Consider the following 17,175-nt stretch of genomic DNA (forward strand, 5'->3'; position numbering starts at 1 on the left):
GAGGCTTTTGGTCTAGGCTAGCCAGCAGGCCAGGGGGAAAATCAGGTACTGCAGAAAGAACAGTTTCCAGATGAACTGGTAGAACTGGGGATAGGCCAGTTTGCTGCCGCTCGTAGCAGATTGGCTACTGTGGGAAACTTTTAGACTCATCCACCACAGCAGGATTAGGACGAGCAGGTGTGAGCCAGCCAAAAATAGCTGATTTACGCCGGTCAGCCAGGGAGCGGCCAATGCCATACCCCCATAGCAGGTGGTGAGAATGCCCAGTGCCAGGTTAAAGACGGTGCGCTGCCCCAGTTTTAGCGACAGGGTGCTGATACCGTAGCGGCGATCGCCCTCAATATCGGGAATGTCTTTAAATAGAGCAATGGCAACGCTAAACAGCAAAATAAACGCCGTCAGCGCCCAAACCCGCCCTGGAACTGCAAATGGCATTCCTAGACGATGACTGACATGTAAAAATAACCCCACGTTTACGATGGCTCCCCGCACCGCCAAAATGCACACTGAAGCCCAAAAGGGAAATCGTTTCAGCCGCAGGGGCGGCAGAGAATAGGCCGTACCAATCCCGAGGCTGAGCCCTACGGTTGCCAGGAGCCAAGGGCCGCTAGCAAGGGCGATCGCGATCGCCCCTAGGCCTGCTGTAGCTACAATCCAGCCGCCGTCGGTCACCGAAAATTCGCCAGCCGCCAGGGGCAGATGGGGTTTGTTGACGCGATCGATGGCGATATCTTCAAGTTGGTTGAGGCCGACGATGTAGAGGTTGCCCAGCAGGCAAGCGGCTCCAGTCAGAGCTAAGAGTTCCAGAACCGATCCCGCAGGGGGAACGTTGTCTCGACCCAAATCGGCTAGGGCGATGGCGGCGATACCTACCACGCTAAGGCTGGTGCCGATGACCGTGTGGGGGCGCCAGAACTTCCACAGGGCGTATAGCCAGGACAGGGGAGCCTGGGTAAAGCGCAACCGCTTCCCCTGGGGGATAGAGGAGCTTTGCGGAGCAGCATTGGGCATAAGTCGAAGGAGATTGCCGGGGAGGTCAGTGTTCTAGCTTATCGGCTGATGGCCTATTTATTGGCTTACCTGTGCCAGATTTAGCTGTTTTTAGTCTTGGCTAGGGTTCCCTCGCATGGCTTCAATATCGAGCCAGGTAATGATCACGCCAGCTACGGGCACTGCTAGGAAGAGCCCCAGTACTCCGGCTACGGTGGCCCCTACAATTAACGCAAAAAACATAACCACTGGATTGATATCGAGGGAGTCTTTCATCACGTAGGGCAGCAGCAGGTTTTCTTCAATCTGTTCTATGACAATGCAAACAACCAGCGCCTGAATGGCTAACCACACCCCCTGGGACAGCAGTAGTAATGTCACGATTCCTATCCCCAGAGTGGCTCCGATCCCTGGAATAAAGTTAAACAGCCCAGCGATGACAGCGAGCACCAGCGGGAAGGGTATGCCTAAAATTGCGAAGATGGCAAAGGTGGAGGCTATGGAAAAAAGCCCCAGCAGCAGGCGTCCCCAAAAGAACCCCAGCAGGTTGTGCTGAATTACGGTGTTCAGTCGAATCTTATTGCGGATGGGCAAATGGTTGAGTAGCCACCACCAGATTTTGGCTCCGTCGAGCATCATAAATAGAGTGACTACGGCAATGAGAATGGCCAGCACCAGGTTGGCCAGCGTCGATTGCAGTAGACCTAGTCCTGTGGTGAGTATGGTCACCGCCTGGTTTTGCAGCTGAGGCTCTAGCCCCTGTAAGTTGACGGGCACATTCAGGGATTTCAGCAGATTCCCGAAGTTGCCGAGCCAGGGTGTGACGGAGTCAGAAAAGTCCTGCACGCTGGCGGATAGCTGCTGCCCCTGGGACAGGACCGCCATGCCAAGGGTGAGAAAGAGGCCGATGACAAAGGCCAGACAAACAACGAATACGGCGATCGCAGCGACTCCGCGCGGCATCCATCGGCTTAACCAGGTGGCCGGGTGGTTGAGCAAAAACGCCAGAATAGTAGCGCTCACAAAGACCACCACCAGCACTTGAAAATAGGCCAGTAGATGAACGACCGCCCAGCCGCTGGCAAACAAAAGTAAAAATCGCACCAGATTGCTGGTGCCTAAGACGGCCCAGATCGTGTCTCTACTGCGAGGGCCTAGGCCCTGGGCAATGTCTTCTTGGGGCTCCTCAGTTTTCATTGGCCAGGGCGTCTTGGACTAGAACAAAGGGTTGCACAATTAGCGACTGAAAGCGTTTGTTGGCGGTTTGATCCCAAATTTCCAGTTGAAAGGGGGAGGGCTTGGTGATGAGGGCTTCGGCTATCCAATGGTTTACTGTAGCCACATTGTCGGTGGCGATCGCCACCCCCACCTCAGCCAGATCTAGGCTTTGATCGACCACGACCACCGCCCCTCGATTGGCATGGGGACTAATCCATGCCCAGTCGGCGGGGGCCACCATTTCTGAAAGCTCATGCTTGAGGTCTTGGGTCATGGCTGCGGGGGTGCGATCGCGGATTTGATTTTAGGCTACCAGAATTGGAGGGTTGAAGGTGAAGGAATGGGTATATCCAGACGCAGCCCCCTGCCTTTGCCAGCGCCAACTATAGCCAGAGTCACTTAGGTTAGGACATCCAGAGAGGTTCGAGCGTTGGAACGTTTTGAGGGGAAATGTCTTAACCAGAATGGCTATAGCTATCAACGATTTCATCAGCGCCCCAGATCGTGGAGACGGTGAACTTCGGCGGCGCATTGCGCCGTGATAGCCTCCAAACCACTGCGATTGGTGGAGGATGGCGGGGCAATGGGGGTGCCAATGCGAATGGTGAGAGGAACCGGCCAGGGAATGGAAGAACCTTTTTTAAAGATGCGCTGCGTGCCCCAGAGACTGACGGGGAGTAGGGGCACCTGGGCTTTGGCGGCAATCAGCGCTGCCCCAATTTTGGGCTCTGGAATACGCCCGTCGGGGGTGCGGGTGCCCTGGAGGAAAATACCCACCGCCCAGCCCTGCTCAAGCTGTTTGAGGGCCTCGCGAATGGCGCTGCGATCGGCGCTGCCCCGCTTGACTGGGTAGGCCCCGTAGAGGCGAATCGCCTGGTTTAGCACCGGCACCTTAAACAACTCTTCTTTGGCCATGTAGGAGACCGGACGACGCACAGCAGCGGAGAGCAGCGGTGGGTCAAAGTCGCTGGCATGGTTGGCCACCACGAGCAGCGGGCCGGTTTTAGGTACCTGGTCGGCTCCGTAGACCTGGCCTCGAAAGTACAGGCCCAGCATAGGGCTAACTATCGACCACTTAAATAGGTGATACCACAGCAGATTGACGGGGGGTTCGCGATCGCGGCTCATCTCAGGCCTGTTTTGAAAGATCTTTTACAGTCCCACCACTCTAGGGACAAGAGGTTAGGGAGCAGCAACCTCAGCCCGAAAACCCCTCTACCTGCGCCAGATTGCCCACATTGCTCAAGGCCAGATCGCGGCATGTGCGCTTGGTCAGCCCCGCCAGCACGTTCCCAGGCCCCACCTCTACCACCGTATCGATGCCCAGCTCTGGGAGCGCCAGGGTAATCTCGCGCCAGCGTACCGAACCCGTCATTTGCTGCACCAGACGCTGTTTTAGCACCATAGCATCCACGGCTGGGGTAGGATCCACGTTTGAGAGCACGGGTACCTGGGCATTTGCAAAGGGAACAGGGTTCAGCACCTGCTCAAATGCAGCAGCAGCCTCTGCCATCAGCGGCGAGTGGAACGCCCCGCTGACATTGAGCTTAACAGCGCGCTTGGCTTTTACGCCTTCCATCACAGCCGTCACAGCCGCTGGAGTACCAGAAATTACTACCTGTCCAGGGTTGTTGTCGTTAGCCAGCACTACACCGGGAGTGGCCTCAATTTTGGCGTTCAGCTCATCGGCATCAAAGCCCAGTAGAGCGGCCATCATGCCGTCAGAGGCTTGGTCCATCAGCTCAGCTCGACGCTGCACCAGCGCCAGGCCAGCCGCAAAGTCAAACACCCCTGCCGCGTAAAGAGCCACGTACTCTCCCAGGCTGTGGCCTGCCACGACGGCAGGCCGATGGCCCTGCGCTTTGAGCAGATCGGTGAGAATGCTTTCTATGACGTACAGGCAGGGCTGGGTGTAGAGGGTGTTAGATACCTTGTCGTCAGGGTCTTGAGTCACGTCTAGCACCGACCAGCCCAGGACCGACTCAGCTTCAGCAAAGCGCTCTTGGGCCAGGGAAACGGTCGCCAGATCAGTCCCCATGCCGATCGCCTGGGAACCCTGCCCAGGAAACACCCACGCTGCCTTTGCCATGCCAGTACCTTACTTACGCTGCAAAGCAATACTGTCTCACAAAATGTTCGCCTGAGACAGGGACAGCTAGCCCCACTCAACGATCGCCGCCCCCCAGGTAAGCCCAGCCCCAAAGCCAGCGGTCGCAATCAGGTCGCCAGGCTGAATTTTCCCGGCCCGTATGGCCTCGTCTAGGGCCAGGGGAATGGAGGCAGCGGAGGTGTTGCCGTGGCGAGCCATGTTGCTGATAACGCGCTCTAGGGGCACGCCCAGCCGATCGGCCACCGCATCGAGAATGCGCTGGTTGGCCTGGTGAAGCACCATCCAGTCAATATCGGCGGTGGTGAGGCTGGCCCGGAACAGAGCCTTTTCAATCACTTCCGGGACGCGGCTGACGGCAAACTTGTAGACCTCGCGTCCGTTCATGGTGATGGGGGCAAAGCCGCCTTTCTGAACGGAGATATCGCCGACTAAAGGCACCGCCTCGGGATGGTAGGCCAGGTTTAGGCAGTGGTTGAGGGAGCCATCACTACAGAGCTCAAAACCGAGCAGGCGATCGCGCTCACAGGCCCGCAGCACCACCGCCCCTGCCCCGTCCCCAAACAGCACGCAGGTAGTGCGATCGTCCCAGTCCGTCCAGCGGGAGAGCACATCGGCCCCGATTACTACCACAGTTTTAAATACCCCAGTGCGGATATACTGTGCCGCCGTAACCAGGGCAAATACAAACCCAGAGCAGGCGGCCGTGAGATCAAAAGCGACCGCCCGAGTTGCCCCTAGCGCTACCTGTACTCGACAGGCGCTGCCAAATAGATCATCGGGAGTAGAGGTCGCCAACAAAATTAGATCGACCTCTTCAGCCCCTACCTGAGCCATTGTGAGCGCGTGACGAGCCGCTTCAGTGGCCAGCGTCGTCAGTGAATCGTCAGGAGCCGCAATGTGCCTCTGGCGAATGCCGGTACGGGCCGAAATCCACTCATCGGAGGTGTCAACGCGCTGGCTGAGAATGTCGTTGCTGAGCTGTACGGTCAGGCAAGCCGAACCGCTGCCCACTAGTGACACACCGGGCATAAGCTGTTCCACGGGTTACTCTCCGTCTGCTGCGGGCATAGCCACCCGCTGGTACTGGGCTTGAATGCGGTCTTGGACGCGGTTGTCAACCGCCTCTTTGGCCAGGCGAATAGCGTTAAATACCGACGGGGCCTGGGAGCTGCCGTGGCTGATAACTGTTACCCCGGCTACCCCTAAAAGCAGGCCGCCGCCGTGCTCGGCATGGTCTACCCGCTGCTTGATGCGGCGCAGGTTCGGCTTGAGGATGGAAGCTCCGATTTTACCCCGAACCCCCTGGGGCAGCTCCTCGCGCAAAATTTGCAGCACCGACTCACCGACGGCTTCGGCAAATTTGAGCAGCACATTGCCCACAAAGCCGTCGCAAACTACCACATCAAACTGGCCCGAGAGAATATCGCGCCCCTCAGCATTGCCCGCAAAGGGAATATTGGGATTCTCCTCTAGCAGCTGGTGGGCCCTCAGGGCGGCATCGTTGCCCTTACTGGGTTCTTCGCCAATGTTAATTAGCCCTACCCGAGGATTTTCGACCCCCAGCACATAGCGGGAATAGATAGTGCCCATCATGGCAAACTGCTCTATATATTTGGGGCGGCAGTCCACATTGGCCCCCACATCTAAAATCAGCACTGACTTGTTGGCAACTACGGTGGGGAACACCGCCCCGATCGCCGGTCGATCAATGCCCTTTAGCCGCCCCAGGCGCAGCAGCGCCGCCGCCATGGCCGCCCCCGAGTGGCCCGCCGACACCACGGCATCGGCCTCGTTGCGCTTGACTAAGTCCATGGCGACATTGATGGATGCCTGGGGCTTTTTGCGCAGGGCGCTGAGCGGCTCCTCGTGCATTTCGATACTGCCCTCGGCGGGCACTAGCTCAATGCCCGCTAGCTGGTCAACACTGGCGGTTGACGCCCTAATCTGGTCGATGTCGCCCACCAGGGCCACATCGACATCTAGCTCGGCCTTGGCGCGGATGGCACCTGCAACGATCTCGCCAGGGGCAAAGTCGCCCCCCATCGCGTCAATGGCAATGCGTGCCCGGTTAAAACCCATCTGCTAAATCTGTTAAAAACCTGAGCAAATTCTAGCAGACTACCCTACCGACTATTCTTCGCCGGGTTCCACTATCCGCTGAAACAGATAGCCAGTACCTCGGGCCGTAAGAATTAGCTCAGGGTTGCTGGGGTCGTCTTCGAGCTTGGCCCGCAGGCGAGAAATGTGGACATCGACCACACGGGTATCGACGTGGCGCTCGGGGGTGTAGCCCCAAACTTCCTGCAAGATCTCGGAGCGAGAGAATGGCTCCCCAGAGCGGCTAACCAGCAGCTCTAGCAGGCTGAACTCCATGCCAGTGAGGCGAATGCGCTCGTCGCCCTTATACACCTGGCGCTTGTTGGTGTCGATGCGAATGGTGTTGACCGAGATCACTCCGGAGCTGGGAATGCCGGTCATGCCGGTCTTGTCGACCCGGCGCAGTACGGAGCGAATGCGGGCCTCCAGCTCCTTGGGAGAGAAGGGTTTGACCACATAGTCGTCGGCGCCTAGCTCAAGGCCGGTGATGCGATCGGCCACATCGCCCAGGGCCGTGAGCATAATAATAGGAATGTCGGATTCTTTGCGCAGCTCTTGGCAGACGCCGTAGCCGTCAAGCTTGGGCATCATCACATCCAGCACCACCAGGTCAGGGGCGGCGTTGCGAAAGGTTTCCAGGGCTTCTTCGCCATCGGCAGCGGTGACGACGTCGTAGCCAATCATCGATAGGCGGGTCTCGAGGATGCGCCGAATGCTGGCTTCATCGTCGACCACGAGAATTTTTTCTTTGTTGTTTTCCAAGGCTTTCAAAGCTCCCTACGTAACGTCATATTCTATAAATAATCGCAACGTTTAATAATTAACTTTTGAAAGCTAATTAGTCGATTGCGCCATGTAGCCAGAGGCACCAATGGCAAAAAGCACCGAAACGCTGCCGGGGCAGAGCCTGAAACATTTGTTTATTCTATGTGTATTGATTCATGCTGCATGACAGGAAGTCCTGTGCTTCAGGCTTTTTTAAGGTTTATTGCAGAACAGCGGTGCTGTTTTAGGCAACAAGCGTCTTAACCGATTCATCGAGCAAGTCCGTAGAGTAAGGGTGGCAATGGCGAAATCGCGCTCAATTTTTGTCTGCAACGAATGCGGGGCTGAGTCGCCCCAGTATTTTGGCCGCTGCCCCGTCTGCAACAGCTGGAACGCCTTAGTAGAGCAGGCTCAGCCCGTGAAGGAAACGGCTGCTCGAGCCTCAGCTTTGGGCCGCAGTCGGGGTGGTGCAACGGCTGCTAAAGCCAGTCAGCCCAGGCTGGCGCTGACTTTAAACCAGATTCAAGACCATCCCCAGGCGCGTTTGCCCTCGGGCTATGGGGAACTGGACCGGGTGCTGGGGGGCGGTATTGTGCCGGGGTCGCTGGTGCTGCTGGGGGGAGACCCCGGCATTGGCAAGTCAACCCTGCTGCTACAGGTGGCGAACCAGCTGGCGGCGCGGCAGCGGGTGCTGTACGTGTGCGCGGAGGAATCGGGTCAGCAGGTCAAGCTGCGGTGGCAGCGGTTGGGGCCGGTGGGGAGTGATGGGGTAGGGAGGGATGGGGCAGGGGGGAAGCGGAAAACGGGAAACGGGAAGCGGGAAACGGGAAACGCAGAGGCGCGTGAGGGTGGGGAATCTGCTGGGGTGGAGGCGGTGGATTCGCAGCTATTTTTGCTGCCTGAAATTGACCTGGAAACAATCTTGATGGAGCTGGAGTCGCTGAAGCCGACGGTGGCGATTATCGACAGTATCCAGGCGCTCTACTATGCCGCCCTGACCTCAGCGCCTGGCTCTGTCTCCCAGGTGCGAGAATGTACGTCGGCGCTGATGCAGCTGGCGAAGCGAGCCAACATTTCACTGTTTATTGTTGGTCACGTAACCAAGGAGGGGGCGATCGCAGGCCCGAAAGTGCTGGAGCACCTGGTCGATACGGTGCTGTACTTTGAGGGCGATCGCTTTGCCAGCCACCGCCTGCTCAGGTCGGTGAAAAATCGCTTTGGGGCCACCCACGAGCTGGGGGTGTTTGAAATGGTCGATCGCGGTCTGGCGGAGATCAGCAACCCCTCGGCGCTGTTTTTGGGCAACCGGGATGAGCAGGTGCCCGGCATTGCTACCATCGTCGCCTGCGAGGGCACCCGGCCCCTGGTGGTGGAACTGCAGGCGTTGGTCAGCCCCACCAGCTATAGCTCGCCCCGACGCTCGACCACGGGCATTGAGTACAACCGGCTGCTGCAAATTTTGGCGGTGCTGGAGAAACGGGTGGGCATTCCCCTCTCGAAGCTCGATGCCTACGTGGCGTCGTCGGGGGGTCTGGCGGTGGGCGAACCGGCGGCGGATTTGGGGGTGGCGATCTCGGTGGTGGCCAGCTTTCGCGATCGCCTGGTTGACCCCGCGCTGGTGCTAATCGGTGAAGTGGGTTTAGGCGGCCAGGTGCGGCCTATTTCTCAGCTGGAGCTGCGGCTAAAAGAGGCGGTGAAGCTGGGCTTTAAGCGGGCGATCGTGCCGAAGGGTCAGTCGGTGAAGGTGGAGGGGCTAGAGATTGTGGAGGTGTCGCGGGTGGTGGACGCGATCGCCCACGCGCTCAAAGGGAGCGAGTAGAACCGGCTGGGCGCTTGGACTGCCGTAAAACCTAAACGTCAGACCTTAGGCCCTTCCGTCTCCCCTGCCGGAAAGACTAAAATAATGTAAAGAAGATTGAACATTACCTCAGAGGTATGCGCCATGACCCCCAACGTCGAAATTTACACCTGGAGCAGCTGTCCCTTCTGCATTCGCGCTAAGCGGCTGCTGGACCAAAAGGGCATTGACTACACCGAATACTGCATCGACGGGGATGAGGCCGCCCGCCGCGAAATGTCTAAACGGGCCAATGGAGGGCGATCGCTGCCGCAGATTTTTATCAACGACCACCACGTAGGCGGCTGCGACGACCTCTTCGCCCTCGATGCCAAAGGCGGTGTAGAACCCCTGCTATCAGCGGCTTCTACTAACTAGCGTACTTCCCATGGCAAAAACCCGGTTTCTTTCGCGGCGGGCACAGACTACTTGTGCTTTGCCTCAAAGAAACCGGGTTTTTAGCTAGGCAAAACTAGCTGTGGGTAGCGGCTTCAGCAGGGTGCTTAGCCTTACTGCCATTGCCGTTGAGGTGGCCATTTTGGTTGGGCCTGCGGGGTTGAATTAGACCGTAACCGCCGTGGTTGCGCTCGTAGATCACGTTCATTTCCTGGGTTTCTGCATTGAGAAACATATAGAAATCGTGGTCGATCAGCGCAAGTTGCTCCAGGGCGGCTTCTACCGTCATGGGGGCCATGGCAAAGTACTTAGCCCGAATCACCTCGTCGGGTAGCCGAGGCTCACTGGTGCTAAGCACCTGGGCAACATCGGTGACGGGCGCTTCGTTTAGGTAGGCCTCGGTGGTTTTGCCGAGGGTACCCTGCATGCGGGTGTTGCGCTTCTCTTTGAACTTGCGCAGCTGACGGCTAATTTTATCGGCAACCAGGTCGATGCTGGCGTAGAGACTTTCGCTGCTCTCTTGGGCTCTAACGACGGCACCATCCACAAAAAGCGTCACTTCGGCGGACTGGCTGGCCCCAATTCTAGGGTTTTTGGCTACGGACAAATGAACGTCAACCTCATTGGTCAGGTGTTTGAAGTGGCTCACCGCCTTGAGGATTTTTTGCTCCACATGCTCCCGAATCGCGTCTGTGATCTCAATATTTCTGCCATGGATTACCAGCTTCATAAAGCGGACTCCTTGATACGTCGGCTCATGGTTTCACCCTAACACCTTGTATTCTGCACAACAGCGTCCGTTAGAATCCTTTGCATGGGTTGATAATTCTTGATTGCTAAACTCTGAAAAATGGGCCATTCGCGCTAATTTACGGTTGACAAGGATGGATCAAAACCATTGGAAATCACCGCTTCCCTGTGATGTTTACAACCTGGGGCTAGTGCCCTTTGCCGATGCCTGGACGCTGCAAAAGAGCCTAGTGCAACGTCATGGCCACTCCCCCCAGCCCGATCGCCTGCTGCTGGTCGAGCATCCCGGTGTGTACACCCTGGGCCTGGGCTCTACTCTGGATTACCTCAAGCTGCCAGCCGAAGATTTGCCCTATCCGCTGTTTCGCACTGAGCGGGGCGGCGAAGTCACCCACCACTGCCCCGGGCAGCTGGTGGGCTACCCCATTCTCAACCTCAAGCGGCATCGGCCCGATCTGCACTGGTACCTGCGCCAGCTGGAGGCGGTGCTGATTTTGACGCTGGCGGAATTTGGCCTGCGGGCCGGACGGCAGAGCGGGCTCACGGGGGTGTGGGTGGGCGATCGCAAGCTGGCGGCGATCGGCATTAAGGTCAGCCGCTGGATCACCATGCACGGCTTTGCGCTAAATGTGTGCCCCGATCTGGGGGGGTTTGGGGCGATCGTTCCCTGCGGCATTAGCGATAAAGCCGTGGGCAGCCTGGCCCAATTTTGCCCCGGGATAACGGTGGAGGCCGTGCTTCCAGTCGTCGTGAACAGTTTTGCCCAGGTGTTTGAGCTGAACCCTGTTATACAGAATGCCGCCCCACTGGGCCTTTGAACCCCTGTACGGCACAAACGCTGCATCGCCCCCAGCGCTTTAGCTCTCCCCCTGGGCAGGGGCAGCCACACTTGGGGCACAGCGGTTGTTGAGTCGCAAGCTGTTGAGTCATGGCGGCCCAGCGCTCGAAACTCTCCTGGGAGGTTTGGGGGCGTTGGAGCGATCGCGGAATAGTCTGAGGCTCGAAGCTAGGGTGCTGCCGCAGCCACTGGGGCAGCTCTGCGCCAGCGGAAACCGGTGTTGTGGCAGGCTGAGCAGACTTTTTCTGCCGGTACCAGTCGCCGCTGGAGAAGCGAATGTCGCTGAGGCTGAGGTGGAGGCGATCGTTGAGTTTGGCCAGAATGCGCAGGCGCTCCAGGGTCAAGGTCTGCGCCCACATGGGATTGACCACCGCCACATACAGCACGTCTTGATCTAGCCGCACCGGGGCGGCCTGGCGGGCTACCCCCTCTCCCACCACCGCAGTCCACTGGTTGAGCACCTGGCGAAACTGCCCTCGGCTGCGCCACCGAGGCTGCTGTTCGAGCTGGTGAATAACGGTGTGGATAGAGTCGAGGGCCATAGGTCATTTATCCAGTGCTGGGCCGGGGCCGGGCTGAAATTTGGTTTGGGTGGGGAATTCGGCAAATTTAAGGAAGTCGGATTACCCTGAGTTGTAGGACTCTTTCGCTTTGAGCCTGGCCTCTCAATTATCGCGCCACCTTACCCGCAACTCCATGGCTTCCATTCTTGACCCGCCCATTTTGACCAAAGTCGCCAAAATGAAGGAGCGGGTCTGCTGGCAGCACCCGGCCCTGAGGCATCGCCGCATCGATCAAACCCGCCTAATTTTAGAGGACGGTCGCAGCGATGACCGCGAGTTTTCGTTTTTAGTTATTGGCGACAGCGGGTCGGGGCCGCACCCCGACCATCACCCCCAGCGGCGCATTGCCGAGCAAATGCTGCCCCACCTGCAGGACTGCCGCTTCTTGCTGCACACCGGGGATGTGGTATATCAGGTTGGCTCTAGCGAGCAGTACCCAGAGAATTTTATCAAGCCCTACCGGGAATGGCTGGTAGGGGGCGATCGCCCCGATCGCGTCGCCTTTGACAAGATGGTATTTCGCTTTCCGTTTTTGGCCGTACCGGGCAACCACGACTACTACAACCTGCCCCGGCTCTACAGTATTTTGGTGCAGCTGAGTCGGCCTATCCGCAAGCTGCTGCGGCTAAACCTCAACCCCAACGTGGGCTGGCGCGGCTCTGGGGTGGGTGACGCCTACGCTCGGGCTTTTTTAGATTACCTAAAGCCGCTGCCTGACCACGAGCTAGAGGCCCACCTCGATCGCCACTACGGCCCCTGGAACGAAACCACCGCAGGGCTGCGCTACCAGCCGGGGTGCTTTACCCGCCTGCCCAACCGTTACTACACCTTTCGCTACGGCGGCATCGACTTTTTTGCCCTCGACTCCAGCACCTTCAACGACCCGGCCCTATCGCCCCAGCGCTCTACCAGTAGCCATTACCACCAGCGGCTAGTGGCCCAGCGACAGGCGATTCTGCGCCAGCAGCAGCAGGTGCGCGAGGAGGCCTTCCAGCTTCCGCCCGATGACCCACACACCCAGGAGCGCCTGGACGACCTTCAGGCCAAGGTTGAGCAGCTAGAGGAAATGCTGCTGGATATTGAAAAACAGGCCCACCCAGGGCCAACCACGCTGGTCGATACCGAACAGCTGCTGTGGCTGCGGGACGGGCTGATTGCCTCCTGGCAGGACAAGTCGGTGCGGGGGCGGATTTTATTTTTTCATCACCCGCCCTACGTGACCGAGGCGACCAAGTGGGCTCAGGCGCAGACCATGGCCATTCGCCAAAATCTGCGCTGGGTGCTCGATCAGGTGGCGGCAGCAGTGCCCGAAATTAGCACCGATCGCCCCCCGGTAAACCTGGTGCTCAACGGCCATGCCCACTGCTTTGAGTACCTCAAAACCGAGGCCACAGGCTACGCCGACAGCCACATGAACTGCGTGGTCTGCGGCGGCAGCGGCCTCAGCCTGCGGCGGCAGCGGCCCGAGGGAACCATGCTCTATGAACCCCTGGGGACGGATCCCAATGGGCAGGTGGCCTTTAATTTGGTGGCCAAGTCACAGCTGTTTATGGGCCTCACTGGCCACAAAACCGAGCGGCGGCGGCCTTACTCCTTTGTGCGCATTGATGTGACTGGCGATGAGGTGCCTCGGTTTGTGCTGACGCCGCATATCTCAGAGCGATCGCATCAGGATTGGGAGGATTATGTGATGGATCCGCTGGTGTTGGGTTAGGGGGGGACGTGGTGTGCGTGGGGGCGTGGGGGAGTGGGGGAGTGGATGGATGGGGGGGCGATAGGCAATGGAGCGGGTGGAGGAGATTCTGCGGTTTTGGTTTGGCGATCCGGCAGATCTCAATGGGGAGTATGGTCAGCAGCGCCAGGTCTGGTTTAAGAAAGACCCAGCCTTTGACGTTGCGATTCGGCGGCGGTTTTTAGCGGATGTAGAACGGGCGATCGCAGGGAATCTCGATGGCTGGCGATCGCAGCCTCGCCCCTGTTTGGCGCTGGTGCTGCTGCTCGATCAGTTTCCGCGCAATCTGTTTCGGGGCGAGGGGCGGAGTTTTGCAGGCGATCGCGCTGCCCTGGCCGCGGCCTACCACGCCCTAGACAACGGCTACGACCAGCAGGTGTTGCCGGTGGAGCGGATTTTCTTTTACCTGCCGCTAGAGCACAGCGAGAACTTGGCCAATCAAGAGCGCAGTGTGGAACTGGTGCGATCGCTCTATGCCGCCCATCCTGAGTTTGAGTCTACCCTCGACTACGCCCTGCGCCACCGGGAGGTGATTCAGCGGTTTGGCCGTTTTCCCCACCGCAATGCGGTGCTGGGGCGGGAAACAACCCCGGAGGAAGCAGCGTTTTTGCAGCAGCCGGGGTCGAGGTTTTGAGCGATTTTGGATTTGCGATTTTGGATTTTGGAAACTTGTCTCTATGGGGCAAAGACCTATGAAGCAGAGACTTTGGCTCTAGCGGTGACCCAATCGCCAAGCCAAAATCTAGAATCCAAAATTTCCCTAGCTGCCCAACCGATAGCCCTTGCCGTAAACCGTATGAATGATGGGCGCAGTACCTTTGGGTTCTATCTTGCGGCGCAGCAGGCGCATTTGGGCCGCCACCACGTTGCTGTTGGGGGCCTCCTGGTCGTCCCACACGCCCTGGTAAATTTGCTCGTGGGTGAGCACCTGGTTGGCGTGACGCAGCAGGTAGGCCAGCAGACGGGTTTCTTTCTCGGAGAGTTCTACGGGCTGACCCTGGCGTTGGGCCAGCTGGTTGGCTTCGTCCAGAGTCAGGTCGGCGTAGGCAAGTCGGGGCTGAGGGGCGGGTTCCAGGTTGGGCGATCGCCGCAGCAGCGCCCGCACTCGCGCCAGCAGTTCGCGCAGCTCGAAGGGTTTGACCAGGTAGTCGTCGGCCCCGGCATCGAGGCCATCGACGCGATCGTTGAGGGTGTCTTTGGCGGTGAGAAAGAGTACTGGGGTGCTGTCCTGGCGCGATCGCACCTGCCGGCAGATCTCCAGCCCGCTCAGCCCCGGCAGCATCCAGTCCAAAATCAGCAGGTCGTAGCCGCCCTGACTGGCCAGAGTGCAGCCCGCTTCCCCGTTGGTAGCCACATCTACGGCGTAACCTTCCCGGCTGAGCAGGCGGCTGAGCGGGTCGGCGAGTTCCACTTCGTCATCAACGAGCAGGATCTTCATTCGGGAGGTTAGCGGTTGGGGGAGTCGGTCAGTGAGGATATCCAGGGCAGTTTGCCGATTAGCGCCAGAATTCCTCTTCCAGCAGTCCTTGTAGCTCTTGACCGAAAGGATTTTCGGCGGGAAATGTGTTGGTGGGATAGGCGACAGTTGCTTCGGCTAGGGCATCCTGATACACCTCATCGAGCACATTCTGGTAGTAGACCTTGAGGCTGGGAGACTGCTTAAGGAGACGCTTAAGGGCGTTGCGCTGCTCTAAAATGGTGAGCTGCCAGCCGCGATAATCATCAGGTAAGTCTACGTAGCAACGCTTGAGTAAATGAACGAGCAAAACACCCAAGCGGCTCTCTAGCTCTCGCTTTGCGGATTTGCCCAAGTCTTCGATCTCCTCTATTAGCCCCTCCCAGTCGAGCTGCTCGGTGTCTCTACTCTTCAAACAGGCGACAGTAGCCTCCACCCAGCGGACGAAATCCTCATCGTAGAGTTGATGCAGTGGTGTTTGGAGCCGTAGGTTTGCCATACCACCCAGCCAAGGGAGAACTATCCATCAGTGTAGACCACGGGAATGCCGCGAACCGCTGCGGTTTTTGGGCAGAGCAGGACTCACCAGTATCCAGTCATGAATGGCCTGGACGGCGGGAGATCATTGAGATCATGCCCAGCCCTTAGCGCGCTCGACAGCCTTGGCCCACATCCCAAAGTTATCCTGGGCTTCGGCCTGCCCGGCACCGGGTTCAAACACGCGATCGATGGGGCGGCGTTCGACCAGAGTGCGGTAGTCGTCCCAGAAGCCCACCGCCAGACCAGCGGCAAAGGCGGCTCCCTGGGCGGTGACATCGAGCACCTGGGGCCGCTCGACCGGAATACCCAGCACGTCGGCCTGGAACTGCATGAGGAAATCGTTGTTGCAGGCCCCGCCGTCGACCTTGAGCTGGCGAATCGGGGTGCCGGCATCCTGGTTGACGGCATCGACTACCTCTTTGACTTCGTAGGCGATCGCCTCCAGCACCGCCCGCACCAGATGGTCGCGCGTGGCCCCCCGGGTGAGGCCGAGGAAAGCGCCGCGAGCGCTCATGTCCCAGTGGGGGGCGCCGAGGCCGCTGAGGGCGGGCACAAAGTAAACGCCGCCATTGTCGGCGGCTTGGCGGGCCAGAATCTCAGTCTCGGCGGCGCTGGAGATCACCTGCAAACCATCGCGTAGCCACTGGATACAGGCTCCGGCGGTGAACATGCTGCCCTCGATCGCATAGCCAATGTGGGGATGTTTAGGCTCCTCAGTCGCCTCTGACCAGGCCACGGTGGAGAGCAGCTGATTCTGCGATCGCACCACCTCATCCCCGGTGTGGGACACCAGAAAGGCCCCGGTCCCGTAGGTGCACTTGAGCAGGCCGGGGCGATCGCAGCCGTGGCCGTAGAGCGCGGCCTGCTGATCGCCAAAAATGGCCGCAATGGGAATTTCGGTCCCCAGAATGGCCGGATCGGTGTGGCCAAACAAGCCAATGCTGGGCTTGATTGCAGGCATCATGTGGGGCGGGATGTTGAACATTTCCAGCAGCGCGTCATCCCACTGGCCGCTGGCGATGTTGAGCAGCATGGTGCGGCTGGCGTTGCTGTGGTCGGTGGCATGTACCTGCCGCCCGGTCAGGTTCCACAACACCCAGCTGTCGACCGTGCCCGCCAGAACTTGATCGAAGTCTACGGGCGGGTCCATTTCTTTCTTAGCTTGCTCTAGCAGCCAGGTCAGCTTGGTGGCCGAGAAGTAGGCGTCGAGCACCAGGCCCGTGCGATCGTAGATCTCTTGAGCTTTGCCAGTTTCTCGCAGCTGATTGCACAGGGGCGCCGTGCGGCGGTCTTGCCAGACGATGGCATTGGACAGAGGTCGCCCCGTACTGCTATCCCACAGCAGGCAGGTTTCGCGCTGCACCGTCAGGCCAATGGCGGCAATGTCGGTCGGCTTCAGCTCGGCCTTAGAAATGGCAGACCCCATGGCCCATTCGATTTCGTCCCAGATCTCACGGGCGTTGTGCTCCACCCAGCCCGGCTGCGGGTAGTACTGGGTGAGTTCGCGGTAGGCCTGACCTGCGATCGCCCCCTCCCGGTCAAAAACTATCGCCCGGTTGCCCGTGGTGCCCAGATCCAGGGCCATGATGTAGTTAGCAGTCATCGTACCTGTGGGTTTGCAGCGCCAAAAGCGTAGCAAATAACGCCAAACGTCGCCCCATTCTCAGGGAAGATACCCGGCACTTCAGGCCGCATAATCCCCTGAGCGCGAACGGTACACCGATATAGCTAAGAAATATGTTGAATGGCTGCTGGCAGCCCTGACTCGAATGGCTGCGGCACTATGCAAAGGTGTCCAGAAGCGTTCAGAGATGTTCAGAGATGTTCACCGCAGCCCCAGATGCTTACATGTCCCGCGATGCCATGTTCCGCGATGCTTTAAG

Annotated in this window: 18 protein-coding genes; 5 read left to right on the plus strand and 13 right to left on the minus strand. The window is 58.8% G+C overall.

Features of this window, described 5'->3' with window-relative positions; translation table 11 throughout:
- Positions 1-12 precede the first annotated feature (12 nt).
- The 8 genes from LEPTO7104_RS0109470 to rpaB all read right to left on the minus strand — a co-directional run bounded on the left by LEPTO7104_RS0109470 (position 13) and on the right by rpaB (position 7,177).
- Entirely contained in the window at positions 13-1,011 is a 999-nt protein-coding gene (locus LEPTO7104_RS0109470; protein ID WP_017298332.1) for a homogentisate phytyltransferase, read from the minus strand.
- A gap of 90 nt (positions 1,012-1,101) precedes the next feature.
- On the minus strand, positions 1,102-2,187 hold the full coding sequence (locus LEPTO7104_RS0109475; RefSeq protein ID WP_017298333.1) for an AI-2E family transporter: 1,086 nt from the start codon (positions 2,185-2,187) through the stop codon (positions 1,102-1,104).
- The gene (locus LEPTO7104_RS0109480) at positions 2,177-2,482 is read right to left on the minus strand and encodes a DUF2288 domain-containing protein (RefSeq protein ID WP_017298334.1); all 306 of its coding nucleotides are present in this window, start codon (positions 2,480-2,482) and stop codon (positions 2,177-2,179) included. Before LEPTO7104_RS0109480 ends, LEPTO7104_RS0109475 begins: the two co-directional genes overlap by 11 nt.
- A 215-nt stretch (positions 2,483-2,697) precedes the next feature.
- The gene (locus LEPTO7104_RS0109485; protein WP_017298335.1) at positions 2,698-3,336 is read right to left on the minus strand and encodes a lysophospholipid acyltransferase family protein; all 639 of its coding nucleotides are present in this window, start codon (positions 3,334-3,336) and stop codon (positions 2,698-2,700) included.
- Positions 3,337-3,406: 70 nt separating this feature from the next.
- Complete coding sequence (gene fabD, locus LEPTO7104_RS0109490; RefSeq protein ID WP_017298336.1) at positions 3,407-4,297, minus strand: ACP S-malonyltransferase; 891 nt, start codon at positions 4,295-4,297, stop codon at positions 3,407-3,409.
- A 66-nt stretch (positions 4,298-4,363) separates the two neighbouring features.
- Positions 4,364-5,347, minus strand: a complete 984-nt coding sequence (locus LEPTO7104_RS0109495) for a beta-ketoacyl-ACP synthase III (protein ID WP_017298337.1) — start codon at positions 5,345-5,347, stop codon at positions 4,364-4,366.
- Positions 5,348-5,362: 15 nt separating this feature from the next.
- Complete coding sequence (plsX, locus tag LEPTO7104_RS0109500) at positions 5,363-6,397, minus strand: phosphate acyltransferase PlsX (RefSeq protein WP_017298338.1); 1,035 nt, start codon at positions 6,395-6,397, stop codon at positions 5,363-5,365.
- Positions 6,398-6,448: 51 nt separating this feature from the next.
- Positions 6,449-7,177 carry a response regulator transcription factor RpaB gene (rpaB, locus tag LEPTO7104_RS0109505; protein ID WP_026072530.1) on the minus strand — a complete coding sequence of 243 codons (729 nt, stop codon included), beginning with the start codon at positions 7,175-7,177 and terminating at the stop codon, positions 6,449-6,451.
- Positions 7,178-7,481: 304 nt separating this feature from the next.
- Here rpaB and radA point away from each other — a divergent pair, with 304 nt between their 5' ends.
- Together radA and grxC are read left to right on the plus strand one after the other, a co-directional pair.
- Complete coding sequence (gene radA / locus LEPTO7104_RS0109510; protein WP_017298340.1) at positions 7,482-8,999, plus strand: DNA repair protein RadA; 1,518 nt, start codon at positions 7,482-7,484, stop codon at positions 8,997-8,999.
- Positions 9,000-9,122: 123 nt separating this feature from the next.
- Positions 9,123-9,395, plus strand: a complete 273-nt coding sequence (gene grxC / locus LEPTO7104_RS0109515; RefSeq protein WP_017298341.1) for a glutaredoxin 3 — start codon at positions 9,123-9,125, stop codon at positions 9,393-9,395.
- A gap of 94 nt (positions 9,396-9,489) precedes the next feature.
- On the opposite strand, the gene hpf is transcribed toward grxC, so the two are convergent.
- The gene (gene hpf / locus LEPTO7104_RS0109520) at positions 9,490-10,143 is read right to left on the minus strand and encodes a ribosome hibernation-promoting factor, HPF/YfiA family (protein WP_017298342.1); all 654 of its coding nucleotides are present in this window, start codon (positions 10,141-10,143) and stop codon (positions 9,490-9,492) included.
- Between the two features lie 154 nt (positions 10,144-10,297).
- On the opposite strand from hpf, the gene lipB reads away from it, so the two are divergent.
- Positions 10,298-10,981, plus strand: a complete 684-nt coding sequence (gene lipB, locus LEPTO7104_RS0109525; RefSeq protein ID WP_017298343.1) for a lipoyl(octanoyl) transferase LipB — start codon at positions 10,298-10,300, stop codon at positions 10,979-10,981.
- On the opposite strand, the gene LEPTO7104_RS33330 is transcribed toward lipB, so the two are convergent.
- A complete protein-coding gene (locus LEPTO7104_RS33330) occupies positions 10,950-11,543 on the minus strand; it encodes a DciA family protein (RefSeq protein ID WP_017298344.1) in 594 nt (197 codons plus the stop codon). The two genes, lipB and LEPTO7104_RS33330, sit on opposite strands and share 32 nt — an antisense overlap.
- Positions 11,544-11,697: 154 nt before the next feature.
- On the opposite strand from LEPTO7104_RS33330, the gene LEPTO7104_RS0109535 reads away from it, so the two are divergent.
- Positions 11,698-13,278: a metallophosphoesterase gene (locus LEPTO7104_RS0109535; RefSeq protein ID WP_017298345.1), complete on the plus strand. Its 1,581-nt coding sequence runs from the start codon at positions 11,698-11,700 to the stop codon at positions 13,276-13,278.
- A gap of 67 nt (positions 13,279-13,345) precedes the next feature.
- Entirely contained in the window at positions 13,346-13,930 is a 585-nt protein-coding gene (locus tag LEPTO7104_RS0109540) for a DUF924 family protein (protein ID WP_017298346.1), read from the plus strand.
- A gap of 126 nt (positions 13,931-14,056) precedes the next feature.
- Here the strand turns inward: LEPTO7104_RS0109540 and rppA are convergent, their stop codons facing one another.
- The 3 genes from rppA to glpK all read right to left on the minus strand — a co-directional run bounded on the left by rppA (position 14,057) and on the right by glpK (position 16,895).
- The gene (gene rppA / locus LEPTO7104_RS0109545; RefSeq protein ID WP_017298347.1) at positions 14,057-14,734 is read right to left on the minus strand and encodes a two-component system response regulator RppA; all 678 of its coding nucleotides are present in this window, start codon (positions 14,732-14,734) and stop codon (positions 14,057-14,059) included.
- A 58-nt stretch (positions 14,735-14,792) separates the two neighbouring features.
- Positions 14,793-15,251 carry a DUF29 domain-containing protein gene (locus LEPTO7104_RS0109550; protein WP_017298348.1) on the minus strand — a complete coding sequence of 153 codons (459 nt, stop codon included), beginning with the start codon at positions 15,249-15,251 and terminating at the stop codon, positions 14,793-14,795.
- A gap of 132 nt (positions 15,252-15,383) precedes the next feature.
- Positions 15,384-16,895, minus strand: coding sequence for a glycerol kinase GlpK (glpK, locus tag LEPTO7104_RS0109555; protein ID WP_017298349.1), 1,512 nt, complete (start codon positions 16,893-16,895; stop codon positions 15,384-15,386).
- Positions 16,896-17,175: the final 280 nt, after the last annotated feature.

Origin of the sequence: Nodosilinea nodulosa PCC 7104 (genome assembly GCF_000309385.1) — a bacterium.
Classification (GTDB): domain Bacteria; phylum Cyanobacteriota; class Cyanobacteriia; order Phormidesmidales; family Phormidesmidaceae; genus Nodosilinea; species Nodosilinea nodulosa.